At 62.6% G+C, this 19,809-nt stretch carries 23 protein-coding genes and 1 tRNA gene; 9 read left to right on the forward strand and 15 right to left on the reverse strand.

The window, feature by feature from the left end:
• Positions 1-449: 449 nt before the first annotated feature.
• Genes FGW20_RS02655 through FGW20_RS02680 form a run of 6 tightly spaced genes read right to left on the reverse strand, consistent with a single transcriptional unit; the run spans position 450 to position 4,143 of the window.
• Complete coding sequence (locus FGW20_RS02655) at positions 450-1,199, reverse strand: DUF7289 family protein (protein WP_301676548.1); 750 nt, start codon at positions 1,197-1,199, stop codon at positions 450-452.
• 21 nt (positions 1,200-1,220) lie between these two features.
• Positions 1,221-1,667, reverse strand: coding sequence for a hypothetical protein (locus FGW20_RS02660; protein ID WP_301676549.1), 447 nt, complete (start codon positions 1,665-1,667; stop codon positions 1,221-1,223).
• Positions 1,648-2,031 (reverse strand): hypothetical protein, encoded by a 384-nt coding sequence (locus FGW20_RS02665; protein WP_301676550.1) that lies wholly within the window; start codon positions 2,029-2,031, stop codon positions 1,648-1,650. Before FGW20_RS02665 ends, FGW20_RS02660 begins: the two co-directional genes overlap by 20 nt.
• A complete protein-coding gene (locus tag FGW20_RS02670; protein ID WP_301676551.1) occupies positions 2,019-2,546 on the reverse strand; it encodes a DUF7288 family protein in 528 nt (175 codons plus the stop codon). The genes FGW20_RS02665 and FGW20_RS02670 overlap by 13 nt, the downstream gene beginning before the upstream one ends.
• Complete coding sequence (locus FGW20_RS02675; RefSeq protein ID WP_301676552.1) at positions 2,540-3,556, reverse strand: hypothetical protein; 1,017 nt, start codon at positions 3,554-3,556, stop codon at positions 2,540-2,542. Before FGW20_RS02675 ends, FGW20_RS02670 begins: the two co-directional genes overlap by 7 nt.
• 23 nt (positions 3,557-3,579) lie before the next feature.
• Positions 3,580-4,143, reverse strand: a complete 564-nt coding sequence (locus FGW20_RS02680; protein ID WP_301676553.1) for a hypothetical protein — start codon at positions 4,141-4,143, stop codon at positions 3,580-3,582.
• Between the two features lie 248 nt (positions 4,144-4,391).
• Here FGW20_RS02680 and FGW20_RS02685 point away from each other — a divergent pair, with 248 nt between their 5' ends.
• The gene (locus FGW20_RS02685) at positions 4,392-5,033 is read left to right on the forward strand and encodes an FmdE family protein (protein ID WP_301676764.1); all 642 of its coding nucleotides are present in this window, start codon (positions 4,392-4,394) and stop codon (positions 5,031-5,033) included.
• A gap of 9 nt (positions 5,034-5,042) precedes the next feature.
• Here the strand turns inward: FGW20_RS02685 and hisG are convergent, their stop codons facing one another.
• Both hisG and FGW20_RS02695 read right to left on the reverse strand, forming a co-directional pair.
• Positions 5,043-5,915, reverse strand: coding sequence for an ATP phosphoribosyltransferase (gene hisG, locus FGW20_RS02690; RefSeq protein ID WP_301676554.1), 873 nt, complete (start codon positions 5,913-5,915; stop codon positions 5,043-5,045).
• A gap of 48 nt (positions 5,916-5,963) precedes the next feature.
• Positions 5,964-7,226, reverse strand: a complete 1,263-nt coding sequence (locus FGW20_RS02695) for a DUF1015 domain-containing protein (RefSeq protein ID WP_301676555.1) — start codon at positions 7,224-7,226, stop codon at positions 5,964-5,966.
• A gap of 82 nt (positions 7,227-7,308) precedes the next feature.
• Between FGW20_RS02695 and rimI the strand changes: the two genes are divergently transcribed.
• Positions 7,309-7,773, forward strand: a complete 465-nt coding sequence (rimI, locus tag FGW20_RS02700) for a ribosomal protein S18-alanine N-acetyltransferase (RefSeq protein WP_367617914.1) — start codon at positions 7,309-7,311, stop codon at positions 7,771-7,773.
• A gap of 18 nt (positions 7,774-7,791) precedes the next feature.
• On the opposite strand, the gene tfrB is transcribed toward rimI, so the two are convergent.
• Positions 7,792-9,255 (reverse strand): fumarate reductase (CoM/CoB) subunit TfrB, encoded by a 1,464-nt coding sequence (gene tfrB, locus FGW20_RS02705; RefSeq protein ID WP_301676556.1) that lies wholly within the window; start codon positions 9,253-9,255, stop codon positions 7,792-7,794.
• On the reverse strand, positions 9,252-10,883 hold the full coding sequence (gene tfrA, locus FGW20_RS02710) for a fumarate reductase (CoM/CoB) subunit TfrA (protein ID WP_301676557.1): 1,632 nt from the start codon (positions 10,881-10,883) through the stop codon (positions 9,252-9,254). Before tfrA ends, tfrB begins: the two co-directional genes overlap by 4 nt.
• 72 nt (positions 10,884-10,955) lie before the next feature.
• Here tfrA and FGW20_RS02715 point away from each other — a divergent pair, with 72 nt between their 5' ends.
• Positions 10,956-12,344, forward strand: coding sequence for an aspartate kinase (locus tag FGW20_RS02715; RefSeq protein WP_301676558.1), 1,389 nt, complete (start codon positions 10,956-10,958; stop codon positions 12,342-12,344).
• Positions 12,337-13,332: a phosphoribosylformylglycinamidine cyclo-ligase gene (purM, locus tag FGW20_RS02720; protein WP_301676559.1), complete on the forward strand. Its 996-nt coding sequence runs from the start codon at positions 12,337-12,339 to the stop codon at positions 13,330-13,332. The genes FGW20_RS02715 and purM overlap by 8 nt, the downstream gene beginning before the upstream one ends.
• 189 nt (positions 13,333-13,521) lie before the next feature.
• Here the strand turns inward: purM and FGW20_RS02725 are convergent, their stop codons facing one another.
• Complete coding sequence (locus tag FGW20_RS02725) at positions 13,522-13,758, reverse strand: hypothetical protein (RefSeq protein ID WP_301676560.1); 237 nt, start codon at positions 13,756-13,758, stop codon at positions 13,522-13,524.
• 426 nt (positions 13,759-14,184) lie between these two features.
• Here FGW20_RS02725 and FGW20_RS02730 point away from each other — a divergent pair, with 426 nt between their 5' ends.
• The 3 genes from FGW20_RS02730 to FGW20_RS02740 all read left to right on the forward strand — a co-directional run bounded on the left by FGW20_RS02730 (position 14,185) and on the right by FGW20_RS02740 (position 16,532).
• Positions 14,185-15,288 carry a DUF362 domain-containing protein gene (locus FGW20_RS02730; protein WP_301676561.1) on the forward strand — a complete coding sequence of 368 codons (1,104 nt, stop codon included), beginning with the start codon at positions 14,185-14,187 and terminating at the stop codon, positions 15,286-15,288.
• A 1-nt stretch (position 15,289) separates the two neighbouring features.
• Positions 15,290-15,859 (forward strand): flavodoxin family protein, encoded by a 570-nt coding sequence (locus FGW20_RS02735; protein ID WP_301676562.1) that lies wholly within the window; start codon positions 15,290-15,292, stop codon positions 15,857-15,859.
• Positions 15,860-16,184: 325 nt separating this feature from the next.
• A complete protein-coding gene (locus tag FGW20_RS02740; RefSeq protein ID WP_301676563.1) occupies positions 16,185-16,532 on the forward strand; it encodes a 4a-hydroxytetrahydrobiopterin dehydratase in 348 nt (115 codons plus the stop codon).
• Here FGW20_RS02740 and trxA read toward each other — a convergent pair.
• Complete coding sequence (gene trxA / locus FGW20_RS02745) at positions 16,529-16,945, reverse strand: thioredoxin (RefSeq protein WP_301676564.1); 417 nt, start codon at positions 16,943-16,945, stop codon at positions 16,529-16,531. The two genes, FGW20_RS02740 and trxA, sit on opposite strands and share 4 nt — an antisense overlap.
• 136 nt (positions 16,946-17,081) lie before the next feature.
• Between trxA and FGW20_RS02750 the strand changes: the two genes are divergently transcribed.
• A tRNA-Met gene (locus tag FGW20_RS02750) sits at positions 17,082-17,156 on the forward strand.
• A 158-nt stretch (positions 17,157-17,314) separates the two neighbouring features.
• On the opposite strand, the gene purF is transcribed toward FGW20_RS02750, so the two are convergent.
• Genes purF through FGW20_RS02765 form a run of 3 tightly spaced genes read right to left on the reverse strand, consistent with a single transcriptional unit; the run spans position 17,315 to position 19,185 of the window.
• Positions 17,315-18,751 (reverse strand): amidophosphoribosyltransferase, encoded by a 1,437-nt coding sequence (gene purF / locus FGW20_RS02755; RefSeq protein WP_301676565.1) that lies wholly within the window; start codon positions 18,749-18,751, stop codon positions 17,315-17,317.
• A 9-nt stretch (positions 18,752-18,760) separates the two neighbouring features.
• On the reverse strand, positions 18,761-18,943 hold the full coding sequence (locus tag FGW20_RS02760) for a 50S ribosomal protein L37e (protein WP_301676566.1): 183 nt from the start codon (positions 18,941-18,943) through the stop codon (positions 18,761-18,763).
• 14 nt (positions 18,944-18,957) lie between these two features.
• A complete protein-coding gene (locus FGW20_RS02765) occupies positions 18,958-19,185 on the reverse strand; it encodes an LSM domain-containing protein (protein ID WP_011843085.1) in 228 nt (75 codons plus the stop codon).
• A 109-nt stretch (positions 19,186-19,294) separates the two neighbouring features.
• On the opposite strand from FGW20_RS02765, the gene FGW20_RS02770 reads away from it, so the two are divergent.
• Entirely contained in the window at positions 19,295-19,792 is a 498-nt protein-coding gene (locus FGW20_RS02770) for an RNA-binding protein (RefSeq protein ID WP_301676567.1), read from the forward strand.
• Positions 19,793-19,809 lie beyond the last annotated feature (17 nt).

The raw sequence follows: 19,809 nt of genomic DNA on the forward strand, positions 1-19,809 counted from the left end.
CCATCAGGAACAGAGCTCGAGCACCGCAAGGTGTGAAGTGCGATGTTCCATCAGGAACAGAGCTCGAGCACCGCAAGGTGTGAAGTGCGATGTTCCATCAGGAACCGAGCTCGAGCACCGCAAGGTGCGAAGTGCGATGTTCCATCAGGAACCGAGCTCGAGCACCGCAAGGTGTGAAGTGCGATGTTCCATCAGGAACCGAGCTCGAGCACCGCAAGGTGTGAAGTGCGATGTTCCATCAGGAACCGAGCTCGAGCACCGCAAGGTGCGAAGTGCGATGTTCCATCAGGAACCGAGCTCGAGCACCGCAAGGTGCGAAATCCGGCCACCGAGTGCTGCCAACTCCTCGTTACCGTATTGCACGAGGCCGCATTGTTTAGTCTCGGTTGCCGAAACGACTGAAGTACTGGGCAGCGCCCGACGATATGCAGTATTAGAGTCAAAAAAGGTTAGATGCCGAGGATCTCGATCTCGTACTCTTTTATGACGAGTTTATCGACGTTTGGTATCTTATAGGTGTTCAGGAAGCCTTCTTCCTGTTTCATACCGACCGTCGGGCTGGTGAGGTAGTTTCTCCATGCCGTGGAGTAGTGAGCTGAAGGGTCGTTGTACGTAACGGTAACGGTTCCCGGGTTATCTATGGGAAGCGTAGATGGTGTGTCCAGGCTCATCCGGACTGTTGCCATCCCCGACTTCGCCATCAAGTCGTTGGTGGTGATCTTCATGATGTAGATGACGAACGTCTTTGTAGAGTTGTCATAGAACCACCGCGGCTCGGCAAGCATCGCCGAACCCGCCGAGCCTTCCTGGCGGGTCATCACCGCACCGTTCTCGAGGGTGATCACCTCGTTGCCCCGGTCGGAGCGATAGACCAGTGCTCCGGGGGAGAACTCAACGGGTTCAGAACCGTCGGCGGAAATACTGAACTTCGGTGTGGCGCCGTCGGTAGCACCGATCACCTCCAGCGTCCCCCCGCTCACCTGGAGCGACGTCTCCTTGTAGGGCACGTTCTTGTAGCAGAGGCTCTTCATATCGTTCTGGATGATGATCATCGCCCGCTCCATGTTCCGTACGTCGGTGTTGCTCTGCTCCTTGACGAGCACCGGGTAGCCGTAGAGCGTGACGAGCCCGATGCCGCTGATGACGATCCCGAGGATCAGGATGAACCCGATCGCCTCGGAGACCGCCTTCTCATTCATCTTCACGATTCTTTGCCTCCCCTAAAATCCCTTTGAGTCGTACTGGATCATGTTCCATCCCGCGCCGGTGGTGTTGCCGATGACACCCCTCGTCGCTCCGATCCCGGCGATGGCGATCCTGCTCTGGATGCTGCCGCCCTGCACCTGGATCACCTGGTCGGCGCCCTCCAGATCCGCGCTCACGAAATAGCCCGCCCCGGCGACGTCGTCGGGGATATCGAACTTCGTCTCGATCGTCCCGTTGCCGGGCGCGATCACGTAGAGGTCGACGATCCGGGTGCTGACCCCGTTCCCGATATCCACGAAGGCGTGGTGGCGGAGATTGTTCGCCGGCCCCTCCATGAAGACGGCGTTGACGGTGAACATCATGACGATCATCAGCACGAGGAGCACGCCGGTGACGATGATGTACTCCGTCAGCCTCGTGACGCCCTCTTCGTTCGGCGGCTCAGTAATACACGGTCTCATCGTACTCCGTCACCCCGTTGTTGTAGTGGATGGTTATCGGGTGGAGATCGCGACCGGAGATGTCTTCTGGATCACCCACCGAGAAATTGACCACGGCGTTCTTTCGTTCGAGGGATATCGCGATGATGTCGTCCCGAACAGCTTTACTCTCGGTGTCCTCTTCATGGTCGAACTCATCAACATAGTCGAACACCGCCTCCCGCAGGTCCCGGATGTCGTTCTTCGGGAACTCAAGCACCCCTTCCGCGGTCGTCTGCCCGACGAGCGCCGACTGGTTGATGATCAGCGCGAGGAAGAACAGCCCCACGGCGACCAGAAGTCCCATCAGGACGATCCACTGCCCGTCTTCGTTCATGCACGCCATAGCAGCACCTCCACGAGGACGGCCTGGGGGCGGGTGGTTTCCACATCAGGGGGCATGTCACTGGGACTTCCCACCGGCAGTTGCACCCACCGGGTCACCCGCACCGTGTTCTCACGCCCGGTGAACTCCGGATCCTCTGAGGAGAGCGGGGTTGTGTCTACGCTGCCGTCCGATCTCCTGTAGGAGAGGTAGGCCTGGGCATGAAGGTTATCGTCCTCATCTCCGGCTCGCATCTTACAGTTGTCGAGGAACTCGTCCCAGAGATCATTACCGCCGCAGGGTCCGGTTACATTCTTGACAAACCCGACCAGCTGGCTCTCTTCCCCATCTCTATCCGGCGTATCCATCATCGCCAGCACGTCGTTACCGAGCTGCTCGAGCTGCATATCCGGGATGTGGGTATCTCCGGGGGTGTAGACGCTCGTCGTGCTGATGACGATGTACGCGGTGAGGAGCATGATCAGCCCGGCCGCGACCCCCTCCATCGTGTAGAGCTGGCCTCCGTCGTTCACCATATCGCCACCTCCAGGACGGCGGGCTTCAGGTCGGGGCGGGTGACGTTTGTCGCATTGTAGTCGTAGTGGTGGATGCCGGTGATGTTGGTGTGCGGGTAGTCAGTATCCTCGAAGGTGAACCGGATGTCCAGGATGCTGTTCTGGTCCAGGGTGAAGAGCGAGGTGGCCGCCGGTTTCAGCACGAGCGTGATGTTCTCGGCTACTTTGGTCTCCGGCGCGAGATCAGTTGGAGTCCCGTCGAGGGAAAGGTTGTAGAGGTTCGGATCCATCGTGTTGTAGGAGAACGGGATCCGGGAGAACCTCGGCATCGGCGTCGTCGGATCCATCTTCCAGAACGTCACGTCCTTGAGTGTTGCATCGCTACAGGAACCGTTCAGGTACTCGCTGAAGTCCGTGATCGTCACGTTCACCGGCTCGGTTCGCGGGTCGATCCGGTAGGCCGGATCGATCGATGCGTTCAGCAGCCGGCTGAAATTGAGCCGGACAGTGAAATTCTGGGCTGAGGAGGACGACGTATACTGAGACGCAAAGCTGTCATTGATTACCGCCACCCCCGGCTCCTTGATCTTTACCACCCGGCGGATGTAGCCGTAGCCGGGAGGAAGTGTGTCGCCGGTCTGGTTGAGGAGTACACCGCCGCTGGAGAGCGAGAAGTTGTAAGAATAGGGGATGTCGCCGAAGATTGCCTTGCTGCGGTAGTCTTCCTCGGCGAAGAAGGAGTCGTTGAAGAAGGCGTTAACCTTCGTCGAGAGGAGGATGTTCGGGGTCTCCTTCGAGACCGCGAGCCCCATCCGCTCGATCTCGTCCTTATATGCGTCGGTCTTCATCTCCCACGGCGGATAGACCGGCCAGCCGGGATCCTCGGCGAGGATCACCCCTGTCCGGTAGGCGACCGCATCGTAATCGATGCCGCTGCTCTCCAGGCCCGCAAGCAGCCCCGGCACCATGCTCACCACCATGATCAGCGCGAGCAGAAAGATCGTGAACCCCGCGAGGAAGTCAAGCGACATCAGGCCGTCGTCGGTTGCCGGTTTTATACGATCGCCCCCCCGGTATCTGCCTGGAACGCGAGAACCTCCACCCCTGCATTCGAACGAACCGTGACGGTGTAGACTCCCTCCGCGAGCCCGATATCGACCGTGCTTGCATTGAGGCGCTTCATCACCGGCCGGATCGCGTCTTCCTGAGCCGTAAAGAGATCCTCCGGGGAGAGGATCGCGGTCATATTCACCTCGTCATCGGGCAGGGGAGCACGAAGCGAGGTCTCCCTCCAGCCCGTGATGCCGGAGGTCAGCCAGCGGACCTCTTCGCCGTCCTTAAGGCCGATCGCCCAGGCGGCTGCCTGTCCATCCAGGGTTACGCGGTTCCCGAGCACCTGGTGCATCGAGGTGCCGGTGGTGTTCAAGCCGCCCTCGGCGCTGAGGATATCGAGTTCCGCGAGAGCCTCGGTGAGGGTGTAGCCCTCCGGCTCCGGCAGATCGATGGAGGTGATACCGCCGCCTGACGGCGGAGGCGAGGATGCACCGAGACAACCACACGCGGTGCAGAGGATGCAGACTGCAGCAAGCAGGGCTAGAACTCCCCCGGGAACTCTCATGTAAAGCAGTCATTATGACTGAAGGCATATAAATAACCCTCTCTCTTGTATCTTCAAAGATTTGCCCATAGATCCGGATATTGGAAACGTGCAGACAACGTATTGCAAAAATATTTCGTCCCACACGCAGACTCGCTGGATGGGACGATTCCGCTCTTATATGCCGGGGCGTACCGGGCCGCGGTTCCGGCACGCTATCGTAACATATATCCGAAAGTTCGTAACAACACCTGATGCAGGGTAAACATATGTGTACTACCATTCCCCCCGGCACGCCGGGAGATACAGGTGACCGGTTCGCCGAAGCGGCCGCCTTCCACGGCCACGTCTGCCCCGGCCTCGCGACGGGTTACCGGGCGGCAGAGGTCGCCCTCGCACGGCTCCGTTCCGGGCGCTCGGAGGACGAAGAACTCGTCACCATCGCCGAGACCGATGCCTGCGGCGTCGACGCCATCCAGGTTCTCACCGGCTGCACCGCCGGAAAGGGAAACCTCCTCTTCAAGGATCACGGCAAACACGCGTTCACGTTCATCAACCGGACAACCGGTGCCGCAATCCGCGTGGTCTCGAACCCGTCGTTCAACATCGACTCGCTCGACCCCGAGCTTGCGCCGCTCCGGGTGCGGGTGATGCAGGGGCAGGCAACCGATGCAGAGCACGCCGAGTTCCACGAGCGCACGAAAAAGATCGTCGACGCCATCCTGGAGGCCCCCGCCGAGCACCTCTTCATCATCCACGAGGTCGACGCCGAGATCCCCGAACGGGCCCGGATTTTTTCGTCGGTGGCGTGCGCAAAATGCGGCGAGATGACCGCCGAGTCTCGCGTCAGGGTCGAAGACGGGAAGTTCGTCTGTTACGCCTGTTCGCGGGAGTACTCCCGGCGCGGGTGAGGGTTCCCCTCACCGCACTATTTTTGTGATCGGGATCTCGAGGATGTCTTCGGCACCCGCGGCCTTGAGCGGTGGAATAAGGGCGTTGACGAGCCCTTTCTGCACCACCGTCTGGATACTGAAGTAATCGATGCCGTGCAGCCTGCTGACGGTGGGCTTCTTCATCGCAGGGAGGGCCTCGATAACGCGGTCGAGCGCGGTCGACGGCACGTTCATCGTCAGGAGCACCTGGTGGCGCGCCTCGATCACCCCGAGGAGGAGGGTCGTGATCTCGTCGATCTCCCGGCGCTTCTCGGGGTCATAGAGGGCTTCGCGGTTCGCGAGGAGCGCGGTGTGCGACTCCATGATCTGCCCGACGATCTTGAGCCCGTTCTTCTTGAGCGTGCTCCCCGTCTCGGTGAGATCAACGACGACGTCCATCAGGTCGGGAACCTTTGCTTCGGACGCCCCGTAGGAGGGAAAGAGGGTGACCGGAACCCCGAGGTCCGAGAAGAACCGTTCCGTGATCCGCGGGTACTCAGTCGTCACCCGGCTGCCCGGGCGGATGGCGGTGACGTCCTCGATCTGCTCATCGTGGTGAACCGCAACCACGATCTTGACGTTCCCGTCCCCCGTCTTGCTGTAAGAGAGGTTTGCAACCTCCACGACGTCGGCACCGCTTTCCTGCACCCAGTCGAGCCCCGATATCCCGAGATCGAAGTAGCCCATCTGGACATAGAGCGGGATCTCCTGCGGCCGGAGGATCTTCACCTTCCCGATTCGGGGATCGTTGATCCGGGGGTTGTAATCGCGGTCGGTCCGCCTGACCTCGAGATCCGCCTCCTTGAAGAGCTGGAGTGTCTGCGCCTCAAGGCTCCCCTTCGGGAGCGCAATCGTGATCATAAGTGGTGATCGGGCAGAAAAAGAGTTAAAGGTGATGCTATGGATTTTTCAGTCGATCGTGTGGATGACGAGCCCCGAGAGGAGTTTCGGCTCGAACCAGGTGGACTTCGGGGGCATGACCCCGTCCGCATCGGCGATCGCGAGCACCGTCTCGACCGGCACCGGCTGCATCGCTACCGCGAGGGCATATTTGCCGCTATCCACGAGTTGTTCGAGTCCGCTGAGGGGTTGCGCTCCGCCCATGTAGTGGAGCCGGGGATCGCCCCGGGGGTCGGAGATCCCGAACATCCCTTCGAGGACGTCTTTCTGGAGGACGGAGACGTCGAGCGACCCGATCAGGTCGTCGGGGTCCGCGACCGGCCGGGAGACCTCGTACCAGGTTCCTTCCAGGTAGAAGTGCATGACGTGCACCGGCGCATCCCGGGCCGCGAGCGGCTGGATCTGGTAACCGGCCGCTTCGACCTTCCTGTAGGGGCGGACGGTCCAGCCCGCCGTTAAGAGCGCATCGATGAGCCGCGGAAGGGTGTAGTCGCCGAGGTCGGTGACAAGCCTGCTGTAACCGTGGATGCGGACGCGGTCGTGGGCGAAGAGGACCGTCATGAACTTCCCGGCCTCTTCAGTGAACCTCCCCTCGCTTCGTCGCCGCTCCGCCACGTTCACCGCCGATTTGGCCCGGTGGTGCCCGTCCGCGATGTAGGTCTCCGGCACCGCCGCAAAAAGGCTCTCAAGGCGGGCGAGGGCGGCCTCATCGGCGATCCGGTAGACTTCGTGGAGCACGCCCGATGCGGTCGTGGTGCTCCCGTCGGGCTGCGCGCCGTCGATGAGGGAGCGGACGTGGGAGAAGATCTCGCCCGGGTCGCGGTAGAGCAGGAAGACAAGCCCGGTGTTCGCGCCGACGACGTCGATATGCCGTGTCCGGTCTTCCTCCTTGTCGTACCGGGTGAGTTCGTGCCGCCGGATCGTCCGGTTCTCGTAGTCCTCTGTTCCCACGCAGCAGACCAGCCCGACGAACTCCTCGCCGTCCTGGACCGCCCGGTAGACGTACATCCCGGGTTCGGGGTCACGCTCCATCAGGCCGTCTGCGAGCATCCCGTCAAAGACCTCCCGCGACCGCTGGTAGACCCGGTCGTCGTTCGGGGGGACGTCGGGGAGTTCGGCATCCGGCCTGCTGACCCGCAGGAAACTCATGGTGTTCTTCTCGATGCACTCCCGGGCCTCTTCCGCCGTCACCACATCGTAGGGCACGGAGGGAATTTTTTCGGAGTACGGCCGCCCCGGACGGACCGCCGCGAAACTATAGATCTGAACCATAAATACCGCCACTCGTATGTGCCTATTATTTTGTCCCCTGACACTATATTAGGTAAGGCACTCCAAGAGGGAGAGGCCGACTATGATGCCGCTTCAACTCACCATTCGTCGGGCACAGCCCGCAGACATTCCGCAGATAGTCGCCGTCGAGAAAGCGGCCTTCGAAGACCCCTGGGACGAGAGGACGCTCCAGGAATCGCTCGCCTACTACCCGGAGACATTCTTCGTGGCCAGGAACAACGGTGACGTGGCTGGTTTCGTTGCCGGGGGCATTGAGAATACCGGAGAAGAAGTTTATGGGCATATCATGAACCTCGCCGTCGCCTCCGGATACCGGCGCCGGGGGATCGGCCAGCACCTCATCCGCCGCCTGGAGCGTGAGTATGTTATTCTCGGCGCGAGCGGCGTCCAGCTCGAGGTCCGGGTGACGAACACCGGGGCGCAGGAGTTCTACCGCCGTCTCGGCTACCGCGAGGTCTTCCAGGTTGCCGCGTATTACGCGAACGAGGAGGACGCTCTGGTCATGATGAAGTGGTTCAGGTTCTAGTCCGTAAAAAAGTGAATATCACGCAGAGCCTTTCCGCTCCGCGTCTTTCTTCCGATACCCTTCGAGCAGGATCGTCGTCAGGTTCTTGACGGGCACGTCCGTGCAGTCGGCGATGTGGAACTCGCAGAACGGGCAGACCGTCACCACGACGTCCGCGCCGGTTCCCTTCACGCACTCATCGCGCTTCGCCCCGAGGGCTTTTGCCTCTTCCGGCACCCCTGAGCGGACGCCGCCGCCGGCCCCGCAGCACTGCGTCGGCATCTCCACGAACTCCCGGACCCCCAGGCGCAGGAGTTCCCGCGGCTGCTCGCTGATCCCCTGGCCGCGGAGGAGGTGGCAGGGATCGTGGTAGGTCGCCCGGACGTCGAGTTTCGACGGGAGCTCGATCCCGTACTCCGTGAGGATCTCCGTGACGTCTTTGACCGTAAACGGCGTCTCGTAATCGTTCTTCAGCGTCGCCCCGCACCCGGCGCAGATCGTCATCACGGTCTTGATCCCCCGGCTGGCGAAGGCCTCGATGTTCCTCTTCTTCAGGTCGTCGATGAATGACGTCTGCCCCGTCCGGATCAGCGGCGAACCGCAGCAGACCTGGTCGTGGGGGACGATCACCCGGATGCCGTTGCGCTTCATGACCTCCATCGCGTCGAGCGCCGTCTGCGGCACCCGGCCGTTGAACATGCACCCGACGAAGAACCCCACCTCGCCGCGGACGGGCCCGTCGGGCTCGATCACCTCCGGCACCTGTTCGAGGAAAGTCGGTTGCGTCCGCTCCACACTCCGGCCGGTCTCCTGCACCAGCCGCGCCACCTCCTGGTGGCGGGGGAGGGTCAGCCCGCGCCGGTTCGCGATCTCGCGGAGTTTCTCGATGGCTTTGCCCGGGATATCGATCTCCTTCGGGCAGACCTCCACACAACGCTTGCAGGTCGTGCAGTAGAAGAGCCCTTTCTCGATCGCGTCGGTGATCCGGTCACCCGAGTCGCGGGGGTCGAGGGCAAGACGCATCTCCTGGCGGAGCACCGTCGGCCCCGCGAAATCCGTCACCTGGAGCGCCGGGCAGGCCGATACGCAGCAGAGACACTCAATACAGTCCCGGAACGGCTTGATCGCCTCGATCTCCTCCCGTGCCGGGAGGGCAGCGTCCGGCGCCGGGCAGATCCGGGCGATCTTTGCTATCACCGGTTCCAGGTCGATCATCAGGTCTTTTAAGACCGGGAGCGCCAGCGGCTCGACCGTCATCCCGTCACGGGCCTCCTCCATACAGGCGAGGACGGGCTTCCCGTCCACCTGGACAGCGCAGCTCCCGCACTGCCCGGACCCGCAGCAGTAGCGGTAGGCGAGGGTCGGGTCGTGCTCGTCGCGGACGGCGTGGAGGGCGTGGAGCACCCGGGCGCCCTCGTTGACCTGGACGATGTACTCCTCGAAGTGTGGCTCCGCGTCCGCGGCCGGGTCGAAACGCGAGACCCGGAGGGTGATCGTCTTCATGCCGCCACCTCCCGCCGCTCGATCCCCTCGCGGGCGAGCGAGACGTAGGTGTGGGAGAACGGCGACGTCGCCGGTTCGGTCGCCACGTCGGCATCCCGCCGGACGTGGGCTCCCCGGTTCTCCGGCCGCAGGAGGGCGCACCGGACGATCAGGGATGCCGTGGTGCACATGTTCCGGACGGTGCAGCATTCAAGCAGGTTCACGGTCGAGGCGGCGCAGAGCCGTTTGTCGGCAAGTCGGCGAACGTGCCCGAGCGCCGTCCGGAGGTCGGGGGCGCTCCGGAAGATTCCGGCCTGGTTCCACATCGTGAGTTTCAGGTCCTTCCTGACATCCGCGGGGCTTATTGCCCCCTCGTAGAATCCGCCGAGCATCCGGGTCACCTCATCGATCCGGGCGGGATCGATCCGGCCGCTCCGTGCGGGCGCCTTCCCGGCAAACTCCCCGGCACGTTTTCCGAAGACCTGCGTCTCCGCGAGCGCGTTCCCGCCGAGGCGGTTTGCACCGTGCACCCCGCCGGCGACCTCCCCGCAGGCGAAGAGGCCCGGGATGGTTGTCCGGCACTCCGGGGTGATCCGGAGCCCGCCCATGATATGGTGGGCGGTCGGGGCCACTTCCATCGGCTCCCGCCGGATATCCACGCCGTAGGCGAGGAACTGCTCGAGCATCACCGGGAGCCGTGTCTCGATCGTCTCTGCCGAAAGGTGGGTCACGTCCAGGTAGACCCCGCCCCGGTTCGTCCCGCGGCCCTCCAGCACCTCGGTCGCGATCGCGCGCGCCACCACGTCCCGGGTGGAGAGTTCCATCCGGTCGGGGTCGTAGCGCTCCATGAACCGTTCCCGCCGCGCGTTTAAGAGAATGCCTCCCTCGCCCCGGACGGCTTCCGTCACCAGGCGGCCACGGGCGTCGTAGGGATAGACCGCACCCGTCGGGTGGAACTGAACCATCTCCATATCGATCAGTTCCGCACCCGCCCGGTAGGCCATCGCGAACCCGTCCCCGGTCCCGGCGGCGGAGTTCGTGGATATATCGTAGACCTGCGTCCCCCCGCCGGTCGCGAGCACCGTCGCGTCGGAGCGGAAGAGCACGACGTCCCCGTCCCGGTCGAGAGCAATCGCGCCGGCGACCGCCCCGTTCTCGTCCTTGACGAAGTCGACGACCGAGACCTCCTGGTAGAGGTGCGTATCGGTCGCGTCGAGCCGGTCGAGGAGGGTCATGATCATCTCGTGGCCGGTCCGGTCCCCGGCGTAGCAGGTCCGGGGGAACCGCTGCCCCCCGAACGGCCGTTGCGCGACCTCTCGGTCCTCCGTGACGTCGAAGACAGCGCCCCACCGGACGAGGTCCGCCATCCGTTCCGGCGCCTCGCGGACCAGCGCGTCCACGAGTGCCGGGTCGTTGAGATACGCCCCACCCGAGAGCGTATCCTCGCGGTGGACGTCGACTGAATCCCGGTCCCGTAGCACGGCGTTGTAGCCGCCTTCCGCCATCGTCGTGCACCCGCCTTTGCCGGCGATGGTCTTGGAGACCATGACCACGCCGCCGTACCGGGAGGCCTCGATGGCGGCCCGCACCCCGGCGCCGCCGCTTCCGACAACCAGCACGTGCGCGTCCACAATCTCGTCTACATGCATCTTATTAGTCGGTGCGTTGTATAATACCATAAAGTAATTGCAGGGGACTAGTGAGCCAGAATGAGGCTTTTAATGAAATTTGGCGGCACTTCCGTCGGAGAGGCGGACTGTATCGGAAGGGTCGCAGACATCGTAGAATCGCATCGTAGCGCAGGTGACGAGGTCGCGGTAGTTGTATCGGCATGCTCCGGGATCACCGACCGGATCATCGCGGTGGCCGACGAGGTCATAGCAAGCAAGGAGCAACCCGATATCGGGACGCTTCTTGACGCCATGCGGGAGCGCCACACCCGGCTCCTCAAGGAGACGGCTCCCGACTACACCCACGAGGTGACGGCGATCATCGACAACCGGCTCGCCCGGCTGCAGAACATCCTCTCCGCGGTGCATACCTTACGGGAGCTGACTCCCCGGTCCCGCGACTACCTCGTCTCGTTCGGGGAACGGCTCTCCGCCCCGATCGTCGCGGCCGCCCTCCGTCAGCGCGGCATCGCTTCGGTCGCCCTCGACGGTGCCGAGGCCGGGATAATCACGACGGCGAATCACGGGGACGCCCGTGCCCTCCCGGTGAGCGAGGAGAACATTCGTGCCCGGGTCGCCCCGCTGCTCGCCGACACCGTCCCGGTGATCATGGGCTTCATGGGGGCGACCGAGCAGGGCGTCATCACCACCCTCGGGCGGAGCGGTTCCGACTACTCCGCCGCCGTCATCGGTGCCGGGGTCGATGCCGACGAGATCTGGATCTGGACCGACGTCGACGGGGTGATGACCTCCGATCCCCGGATCATCCCCGATGCCCGGGTGCTCGACGACATCTCCTATCTTGAGGTGATGGAACTCTCCTACTTCGGCGCGAAGGTTCTCCACCCGCGGTCGATCGAACCCGCGATGCAGAAGGACATCCCGATCCGGGTCAAGAACTCGTTTAAGCCCGAAGTCCCCGGCACCCTCGTCCTCCGCGACGAGCACCGGGAGTTGCGGGTGGTCAAGGCCATCGCCCTGATCGAGAAGGTGGCGCTGGTCAACATCAACGGCGCCCAGATGGTCGGCCGTCCCGGTGTCGCAAAGACGATCTTCTCCGCGCTTGCCGAGCGGGAGGTGAACGTCATGATGATCTCGCAGGGTTCGAGCGAGGCGAACATCTCCCTCATCATCGACGAGTCGCACCTGGACGCCGCGCTCGGCGCCCTCGACCCGCTCGTGGAGCAGGGCGTCGTACGCGAGGTCACCTACGACCACGACGTCGCCGCGGTCGCGGTCGTCGGTGCGGGGATGGCCGGCACGCCCGGAACCGGCGGCCGGATCTTCTCGGCGATCGGCCGGGCCGGCATCAACATGATGATGCTCTCGCAGGGTTCAAGCGAGGTGAACGTCTCCTTCGTCGTGAAGGCCGGGGATGGAAAACGTGCCCTGCAGGTGTTGCACGACGAATTCCGATTATCGGAGAACTCAGATGACTGAAGGACATACTTACCGTGAAGCCGGGGTCGATATCGACCTCGAGGCCCGGGCGGTCCGGGCGCTGATCGATTCCCTCACCTACCAGAGAACCGGCGCTTTTTCGATGCTCGGGAAGGTCGGACACTTCGCCGGACTGATCGACTTTGGTCCGTATGCGCTTGCGCTCGCGGTCGACGGCGTCGGCACGAAGATGCTCGTCGCGGACACGCTCCGCGATTGGAGCACCGTCGGAATCGACTGCATCGCGATGAATGTCAACGACCTCTACGTGATGAACCTCGAACCCGTGGCGTTCGTCGACTACATAGCGACCGACGCGCTCCTGCCCGAGAAGATGGCCCAGATCGGCGAAGGGCTGAACGAGGGGGCTCGCTTAGCGAACATGAACATCGTCGGCGGCGAGACCGCGACCCTCAAGGGGCTCGTGAACGGTCTCGACCTCGCGGGAACCTGTCTCGGGGTCCAGGAGAAGGAGAAGATCGTCACCGGCGAGGGGATCGTTCCGGGCGATCTGATCGTCGGCGTCCCCTCGAGCGGCATCCACAGCAACGGCCTGACGCTCGCGCGCAAGGTCGTCGAGGACTGTGGATCCTACGAGACCCGTCTCTCGAACGGCAAGACCCTCGGCGAAGAGCTCCTGACGCCGACCCGGATCTATGCGGAAGTGCTCCGGGTGGCGGCGGCCTGCGAGATCCACGGGATGTGCCACATCACCGGCGGCGGCCTCCTGAACTTCAAGCGGCTCAGCGAGTACGGGTTCTCCATCACCGACCCCCTCGAAGTCCCCGAGATCTTCTCCTGGCTGCAGGAGAACGGGAAGATCAGCGATATGGAGATGTACCGGACCTTCAACATGGGCATGGGCTACGCCTTCGTCGCCCCGGAGAAGAGTGTCGCCGCGCTCCAGGCGATCGTCCCCGACGCCCGGGTGGTCGGCGAGGTGACGGAGGAGCCCGGCGTGCGGTTGAAGGGTACGGAGATCCGGTGAGGATTTTTTACCTCTTTTTGAATCCCTGGCCTTGTTGAAACCCCCTTGCCTGTTCCAGACGGCTGCAGTCAGGGGCACGGCTTTCCACCGGGTTGCGCACGTGCGGTGCTCGTGCTCCCGATGTTTTGTCCATCGCACGTCCAGGACCTTCGGTCTTCTCCTGCTCCGGTTCTTCGCACCTCACGGTGCTCACGCTCCCGGCCTCTGGCCAGTCGCGTAGCGAACCATCGCAAGTCCAGGACCTTCGGTCTTCTCCTGCTCGAAGACGCTTCCGCGTCTTCTCAAGCTCCGGACGTTGTCCGTCGCACCCTTCGGCCAGTCGCATATCGCCACGCACTGCCCGCCCCCCCGGGGCGGGAGGAGCGCGAAGCGCGGGTGGTGGGGGTTACAGAGATCCGTTACAACGTGGAGACAGGGGATATTCACCCCCCGCGAGCCCCACCCGGAGTGGCGATAGTCACGAAGTTGTCCCAAAACGCTGTTACCGGGAGGGGGACACCCCCTCCCGGACCCTCCCCCGCTCAGGCGATAGCCAATGGAAAGCCGTTTCACCCTCCTGGCTCAGGATGCGGCTCAGATGGCGGATGCCTGAGAAGTAAGGGCTCCGATGAGGGTATACCGAAGGTCTGGAGATCGTTTTGGGATGACCTCCACCACAGTCCACTGCAGGAGGAGATGCCCGGGAAAAAAGGCCGGCCCGGGGACAGGCCTGGTGTGGCACCACCCGCATCAGGGACAGGATGAAGATCAAAACAGGGTTTCAACAGAGCCGAATCCTTACCGTACCGCCGGGATCCGGCACAATCCTTATCCTCCGGCAGCCAGAGAGTATCCGCAAAGGAGCATGGATCGATGGCAGACGTCTATTTTGCCGGTATCAGGGCACGGGGGCACCACGAGAGCAAAGCCGCGAAGATCCGCCGTCTCTTTGATGCGGCCGGGTTTGACACGGCTATCCGGCCGGGGGACCTTGCGGCCGTCAAACTGCATGTCGGAGAGCGCGGGTGTGACACCTACCTCCACCCGCTCTTTGCCCGGCAGGTGGTCGATAAGATAAAAGAGCGTGGAGCGCAGCCGTTCCTCACCGATACCGCCACTCTCTACGCCGGGAGCCGGGCCGACGCCGTCCGGCACACCGTCACCGCGATCGAGCACGGGTTCGCCTACGCGGTGGCCGGCGCCCCGGTAATCATTGCCGACGGCCTTAAGGGCGGTTACTGGAGGGAGGTCGCGATCGAGGCCAGCCATTTTGAACGCGTCCGGATCGCCGGGAGCATCCTCGACGCCGACAGCATGATCGTCCTCTCGCACGTCAAGGGCCACGACCTCGCCGGGTTCGGCGGCGCGATCAAGAACCTGGCGATGGGCTGCGCCCCGCCGTCCGGGAAGGCGGAACAGCACGCGGGCCGGCCGTTCGTGGAGATCGAGCGGTGCGGCGGGTGCGGGAAGTGCACCACGGTCTGCCCGCAGGCGGCGATGACCCTTGCCGACGGCCGGGCGGTGCTCAACCCGGAGCACTGTGTCGGGTGCGGCGACTGCATGCGTGCCTGTCCCGAGGGCGCGATCGAGTTCGACTGGACGACGGAGATCCGGCCGTTCATCGAGCGGCTCTGCGAGTACGCCCTCGGCGCGGTTCACGACAAACCCGGGAGGGTCGGGTACATCAACTTCCTCCAGAACATCACCCCGGACTGCGACTGCGTCCCCTGGAGCGACGCCGCGGTCATCCCCGATATCGGGATTCTCGCCTCCACCGACCCGGTCGCGATCGACCACGCGAGTCTGGACCTCATCAACAGCGAGCAGGGGTTCGCCCGGACGCAGCTCGGGGGGAACTTCGCTCCCGGAGAGGACAAGTTTAAAGGGACCTGGGACTACACGGACGGCAGGTACCAGATCGAGTATGCGGCTGCCATTGGGCTCGGGGATGCCAATTACCAACTGATCGAGGTGTGAGATGACGACCGGAAAAGTTGTGCTGCTCTGTGGGAGTCCCCGGCCCGGGGGGAACACCGCACAGGTGCTCGGGGAGTGCGCGAAGGTTCTCGAGCGCGAGGGTATCGAGACCGAGACCGTCCTGCTCGGGGAGAAGCGTATCCTCTCCTGCACCGCCTGCGGGCTCTGCACCGAAGGGGAGTGTGCCCTCGATGACGGCTTGAATGAGATCATCGAAAAGATCCGGGAGGCCGACGGGCTCATCGTGGGAAGCCCGGTCTACTTCGGGACTGCGCGGGGCGACGTCACGGCGGCCCTGCAGCGGATCGGGATGGTCTCGGTAGCGTCCGACGCCTTCCTCTCGCGGAAAGTGGGCGGCCCGATCGCCGTGGCACGGCGGGGTGGGCATACCGCCACGCTCCAGGAACTGCTGATGTTCTTTTTGATGAACGATATGATCGTGCCGGGCTCGACCTACTGGAACATGGTCTTTGGGAGGACGCCGGGGGAAGCCCTGGGCGACGAGGAAGGGGTGAAGACGGTCCGGCGGTTCGCCGAGAACGTTGCGTTCCTGATCAAGAAGTTGCGCTAGTGCACCGTGTCATCTTATTATAGAAATTTCTTGCATGTACCGGGACGGCAACCATGGTCTCACGCGAAGCCGCGAAGTGCGACTGCCAGAATGGCAGGAGCATGAGCACCGTTAGGTGTGAAGGAGTGTAACTCTCAACCAACCGGGTCTTCGCGCTCTTCGCGGCTTCGCGTGAGTTATTAGTGTAGATGACGATACGGTCTTGCGCGAAGGACGCGCAGCCTTCGCGTTCTTCGCACCTATCGGTGCTCAAGCAACCTGAAAGTCTTCAAGCACCGGTGCTCCGGAGAATAACCTTTTTCATCCTCTCCGATGAGGGATCAGCATGGATCTTTCGTCTGAGGCGCTCATCCCGGATGTCGCGGATACGGCACCGTTGACCCGGCGGGAGATTGCTGATCTCCTGCCGGAAGTCCCGGACTGGTCGTTCGAAGGCGGGCGGCTTGCCGCCCGGTTCGCCTGCAAAGGGTTTGACGAAGCGGTGACGTTCCTCAACGAGGTCGCCGGGTTTGCCGCGCAAGAGAACCATCCCCCGGATCTCGGCATCCACGCGGGCCGGTTTGTGGATATCGCCTGGTATACCTACGCCATCGGCGGGCTCTCCAAGAACGACTTCATCATGGCCGCACGGCTCTCCGGGTGGCTCCGGTGCCGGCAGGGCGCGTTCCTCTAGCCGGTGTCGAACGCCCGCATGACCCGCGATTTGATGGCCTCTTTCGGGAGCGCGCCGACCGCCCGGTCGACCAGCATGCCGTTCGCGAAGAACAGGAGCGTGGGTATCGCCGTTATGCTGAAACTGGCCGCTATCGCGGGGTTCTGATCGACGTTGCACTTACCGAAGGTCACCCTGCCGGCGAAGTCGCGGGCAAGGTCCTCGACGACCGGGGCCACCATCCGGCAGGGCCCGCACCATTCCGCCCAGATGTCGACGACCAGGGCGGGGTGCTCCTGCAGGATCTTCTGGATTACACCATCGCCGACCTCGATGACGCCCCCCGGCGTTCCTGTCAGCCGTTCCTCGAGTTTCCGGAGACGCTCTTCCCGGAGACGCTGCAATTCGTCGTTAAGCGGCCTCTCTTCTTCCATATAACGGATGTATGCCGCTCGCTCATATTAAATGATTAGTCTCGCGCCGGGCACCGGCGCCCCGGACTCGCACCGGTCCGGCCAGCACAAAGGTATATAACCCACGAAAGACAATGTGTATACCTCACAGGATAGAAGCGAGGTGGGGTAGCCAGGACATCCCGGCGGGCTCATAACCCGTAGATCGATGGTTCAAATCCATCCCTCGCTATGAGAGACTCTTCTGCGTTCTTATGTCTTTTCTTCGTTATCCCTGCTGTCGCGGTACCTCTACCCGAATAGGATCCGTGAACTGCGCAAAAGGCTTACTCTGCAATGGTGAACGACCCCGGCATGCCGGGAAAAAGAGTGGTGATCCGGAAAAATCGCTTACGTCCGTTCCTTCCCGGCCTTGAAGGTCGAGAGATCGGACTGGTGGGTGCCGGCCACGTAGTCCACGACACAGTGGCAGCTCCTCTCCCCGTTGATCTCCACCGGGTAGCACCCCGTCAGGCATCCGGTGCAGAGATTCTGCTCGCCGCACCCGATCGCCTCCACCAGATCCTCAAGTGGAATATAGGTGAGCGACGTCGCGCCGACGCTTTCGCGCACCGCCTCGACCTCCTTGCCGCTCGCGATCAGCTCCGTGCGGGTGGGCATATCCACCCCGAGGTAGCAGGGGGCAATGATCGGCGGGGAGCCGACCCGGAGGTGAATCTCTTCGGCCCCCGCATCCCGGATCATGTTCACGATCCGGCGGGAGGTCGTCCCCCGGACGACACTGTCGTCGATGAGCACCACCCGTTTGTCCTTCAGGTTTCCCCGGACGGTATTGAGTTTGATCCGGACCGCCCGCTCCCGCTGCTCCTGGGTCGGCATGATGAACGTCCGGCCCATGTAACGGTTCTTCATCAGCCCCTCGATGAACGGGATCCCGGAGCGCTTGGCGTAGCCCGCGGCGTACGCGATCCCGGAATCGGGAACCGGACAGGCCGTATCCGCTTCGACAGGATTCGCATCGTAGAGTTTCTGCCCGATCCGGCGTCGCACGTCGTAGACCAGCGTCCCGTCCATCACCGAGTCGGCGCGGGCGAAGTAGACGTACTCGAAGATGCAGTACGCCTTCCGGTTCGCGGTCGCGATCTGGGTAGAGGTGAGCCCGGACTCGTCGATCCGGACGAGTTCACCGGGACGCACGTCCCGGATGAACGTACCGTCCAGCGCATCGATCGCCACGCTCTCCGACGCGATGATGTAGCCGTTATCGAGCTTTCCGATGCAGAGCGGTTTGATGCCGAGCGGGTCGCGGAAGGCGTATACGGTATTGTTCAGGAGGGCCACGGTGGCGTACGAGCCGCGCAGCCGCCGCATGCAGAGCAGGACGGCGTCCTCCATGCTCTTTGATGTCCGGAGCGCATCAGCGATGATGTTGCCGATGATCTCCGTATCGGCCGTGGTGCAGAAGATCTGCCCCCGGTGTTCGTATTCCTCCCGGAGTTCGGCTGTATTGACCAGGTTGCCGTTATGGGCGATCGCGAGATCGAGTCCCCGGTACCGGAAATTGAACGGCTGAACATTCTCGGGAACCTTTGACCCGGTTGTCGGGTAGCGGACGTGTCCGATTCCGGCGTTCCCCTGCAGATCCTGCAGGGTCTGGCTGTTGAAGACCCCGGCGACGAGCCCCTGGGCTTTGTGCGTGTACAGGGTCCTGTCTTCAAAAGTAGAGATCCCTGCGCTCTCCTGCCCCCGGTGCTGGAGAGCATACAGGGCGTAGTACAGCGGAAACGAGACACCGCCAGCATCGACGATGCCAACGATACCACACATGATGCAACTCTAATGCGTCGGTACCTTTGCCTTCTTCTCCGTCCAGCGGTAACTGCGGATCCTCCGGCTCTTGCCGAATCCACAGGCCGCACAGACTTTGTGCTGTGCGTGGAACGAGATCTTGCCACATCGCCTGCAGGCGATGTGAGTGTGCTTCTGGCGTTTGCCCATCGATGGTGTGCCTTTTGACATTTTCTCACCTAACGTTATTCAACTGAAGGGGTAATGTAGATCACATTATCACCGCGGACGATCAGCGTGCCGAGTTTCTGCGCCGCGCCGTCCACTTCTTCTTCTGCCTTGTCCAATACCAGATTCATGTGAACGTCGTATCCCTGGAGGATCCCCCGGATCTCTCTCCCACCTTTTAGGCTGATGATGACGGGCTGACGATTCAGTACCTGATCTAAAATATCCAACGGTCTTGGCGTCATATGATTACCCTTTGCCGTCCTTTCCGGAGTAATATATTTGAGTGAGGAAGCTACTTAAATATAACCGCGCTGCTGTGCGAGAGTCAGCGTCGCCCCGAGGTTTCGAGACATGCCAAAGATTACCGTAAAAAAGCGTCACGTCATCCGGAAATCACAGATAAGCGAACTTCTCGAGCGACTCACGGACGAGATCGGTGCATCGGCCGACCTCTTCCGGTCGGAGAGGATCGAGCGGGCGGAGACGGTTGCTTCTGTCGGGATCTACCTCGTCGATAAAAAACCCCTCCTGATGGGAACCGAAGATTGGACTTTTCCGACCCTGCGTGGGCTCGTCGAGCACCCGATCCCCGAGCGGCGGGTGGTGGTCGATTCCGGCGCGGTCAGGTTTGTCGCAAACGGCGCGGATGCCATGCGCCCCGGGATCGTATCGATCTCGCCTGATGTCCGTGCGGGGCACCCGGTGCAGGTCGTCGAGGAACGGCACGGAAAACCGCTTGCCGTGGGAATTGCACTCCTTGATGCAGCCGATATGGAGCGGCAGGAGAAGGGCAAGTCCGTTAAAAGCGTCCATTATGTTGGGGACGATCTCTGGAATCTGGAGGTCTGACGGAGAAAATAATGGAT

It is taken from the genome of Methanoculleus methanifontis, from assembly GCF_030464365.1.
In the GTDB taxonomy this organism is placed as follows: domain Archaea; phylum Halobacteriota; class Methanomicrobia; order Methanomicrobiales; family Methanoculleaceae; genus Methanoculleus; species Methanoculleus methanifontis.

Excerpts from the sequence above, each read along its gene's own strand:
- FGW20_RS02655 (WP_301676548.1), bottom strand. The coding sequence starts at position 1,199 with ATGAATGAGAAGGCGGTCTCCGAGGCGATCGGGTTCATCCTGATCCTC.
- FGW20_RS02660 (WP_301676549.1), bottom strand. The coding sequence starts at position 1,667 with ATGAGACCGTGTATTACTGAGCCGCCGAACGAAGAGGGCGTCACGAGG.
- FGW20_RS02665 (WP_301676550.1), bottom strand. The coding sequence starts at position 2,031 with ATGGCGTGCATGAACGAAGACGGGCAGTGGATCGTCCTGATGGGACTT.
- FGW20_RS02670 (WP_301676551.1), bottom strand. The coding sequence starts at position 2,546 with ATGGTGAACGACGGAGGCCAGCTCTACACGATGGAGGGGGTCGCGGCC.
- FGW20_RS02675 (WP_301676552.1), bottom strand. The coding sequence starts at position 3,556 with ATGTCGCTTGACTTCCTCGCGGGGTTCACGATCTTTCTGCTCGCGCTG.
- FGW20_RS02680 (WP_301676553.1), bottom strand. The coding sequence starts at position 4,143 with ATGAGAGTTCCCGGGGGAGTTCTAGCCCTGCTTGCTGCAGTCTGCATC.
- FGW20_RS02685 (WP_301676764.1), top strand. The coding sequence starts at position 4,392 with ATGTGTACTACCATTCCCCCCGGCACGCCGGGAGATACAGGTGACCGG.
- hisG (WP_301676554.1), bottom strand. The coding sequence starts at position 5,915 with ATGATCACGATTGCGCTCCCGAAGGGGAGCCTTGAGGCGCAGACACTC.
- FGW20_RS02695 (WP_301676555.1), bottom strand. The coding sequence starts at position 7,226 with ATGGTTCAGATCTATAGTTTCGCGGCGGTCCGTCCGGGGCGGCCGTAC.
- rimI (WP_367617914.1), top strand. The coding sequence starts at position 7,309 with ATGATGCCGCTTCAACTCACCATTCGTCGGGCACAGCCCGCAGACATT.
- tfrB (WP_301676556.1), bottom strand. The coding sequence starts at position 9,255 with ATGAAGACGATCACCCTCCGGGTCTCGCGTTTCGACCCGGCCGCGGAC.
- tfrA (WP_301676557.1), bottom strand. The coding sequence starts at position 10,883 with ATGCATGTAGACGAGATTGTGGACGCGCACGTGCTGGTTGTCGGAAGC.
- FGW20_RS02715 (WP_301676558.1), top strand. The coding sequence starts at position 10,956 with ATGAAATTTGGCGGCACTTCCGTCGGAGAGGCGGACTGTATCGGAAGG.
- purM (WP_301676559.1), top strand. The coding sequence starts at position 12,337 with ATGACTGAAGGACATACTTACCGTGAAGCCGGGGTCGATATCGACCTC.
- FGW20_RS02730 (WP_301676561.1), top strand. The coding sequence starts at position 14,185 with ATGGCAGACGTCTATTTTGCCGGTATCAGGGCACGGGGGCACCACGAG.
- FGW20_RS02735 (WP_301676562.1), top strand. The coding sequence starts at position 15,290 with ATGACGACCGGAAAAGTTGTGCTGCTCTGTGGGAGTCCCCGGCCCGGG.
- FGW20_RS02740 (WP_301676563.1), top strand. The coding sequence starts at position 16,185 with ATGGATCTTTCGTCTGAGGCGCTCATCCCGGATGTCGCGGATACGGCA.
- trxA (WP_301676564.1), bottom strand. The coding sequence starts at position 16,945 with ATGGAAGAAGAGAGGCCGCTTAACGACGAATTGCAGCGTCTCCGGGAA.
- purF (WP_301676565.1), bottom strand. The coding sequence starts at position 18,751 with ATGTGTGGTATCGTTGGCATCGTCGATGCTGGCGGTGTCTCGTTTCCG.
- FGW20_RS02760 (WP_301676566.1), bottom strand. The coding sequence starts at position 18,943 with ATGTCAAAAGGCACACCATCGATGGGCAAACGCCAGAAGCACACTCAC.
- FGW20_RS02765 (WP_011843085.1), bottom strand. The coding sequence starts at position 19,185 with ATGACGCCAAGACCGTTGGATATTTTAGATCAGGTACTGAATCGTCAG.
- FGW20_RS02770 (WP_301676567.1), top strand. The coding sequence starts at position 19,295 with ATGCCAAAGATTACCGTAAAAAAGCGTCACGTCATCCGGAAATCACAG.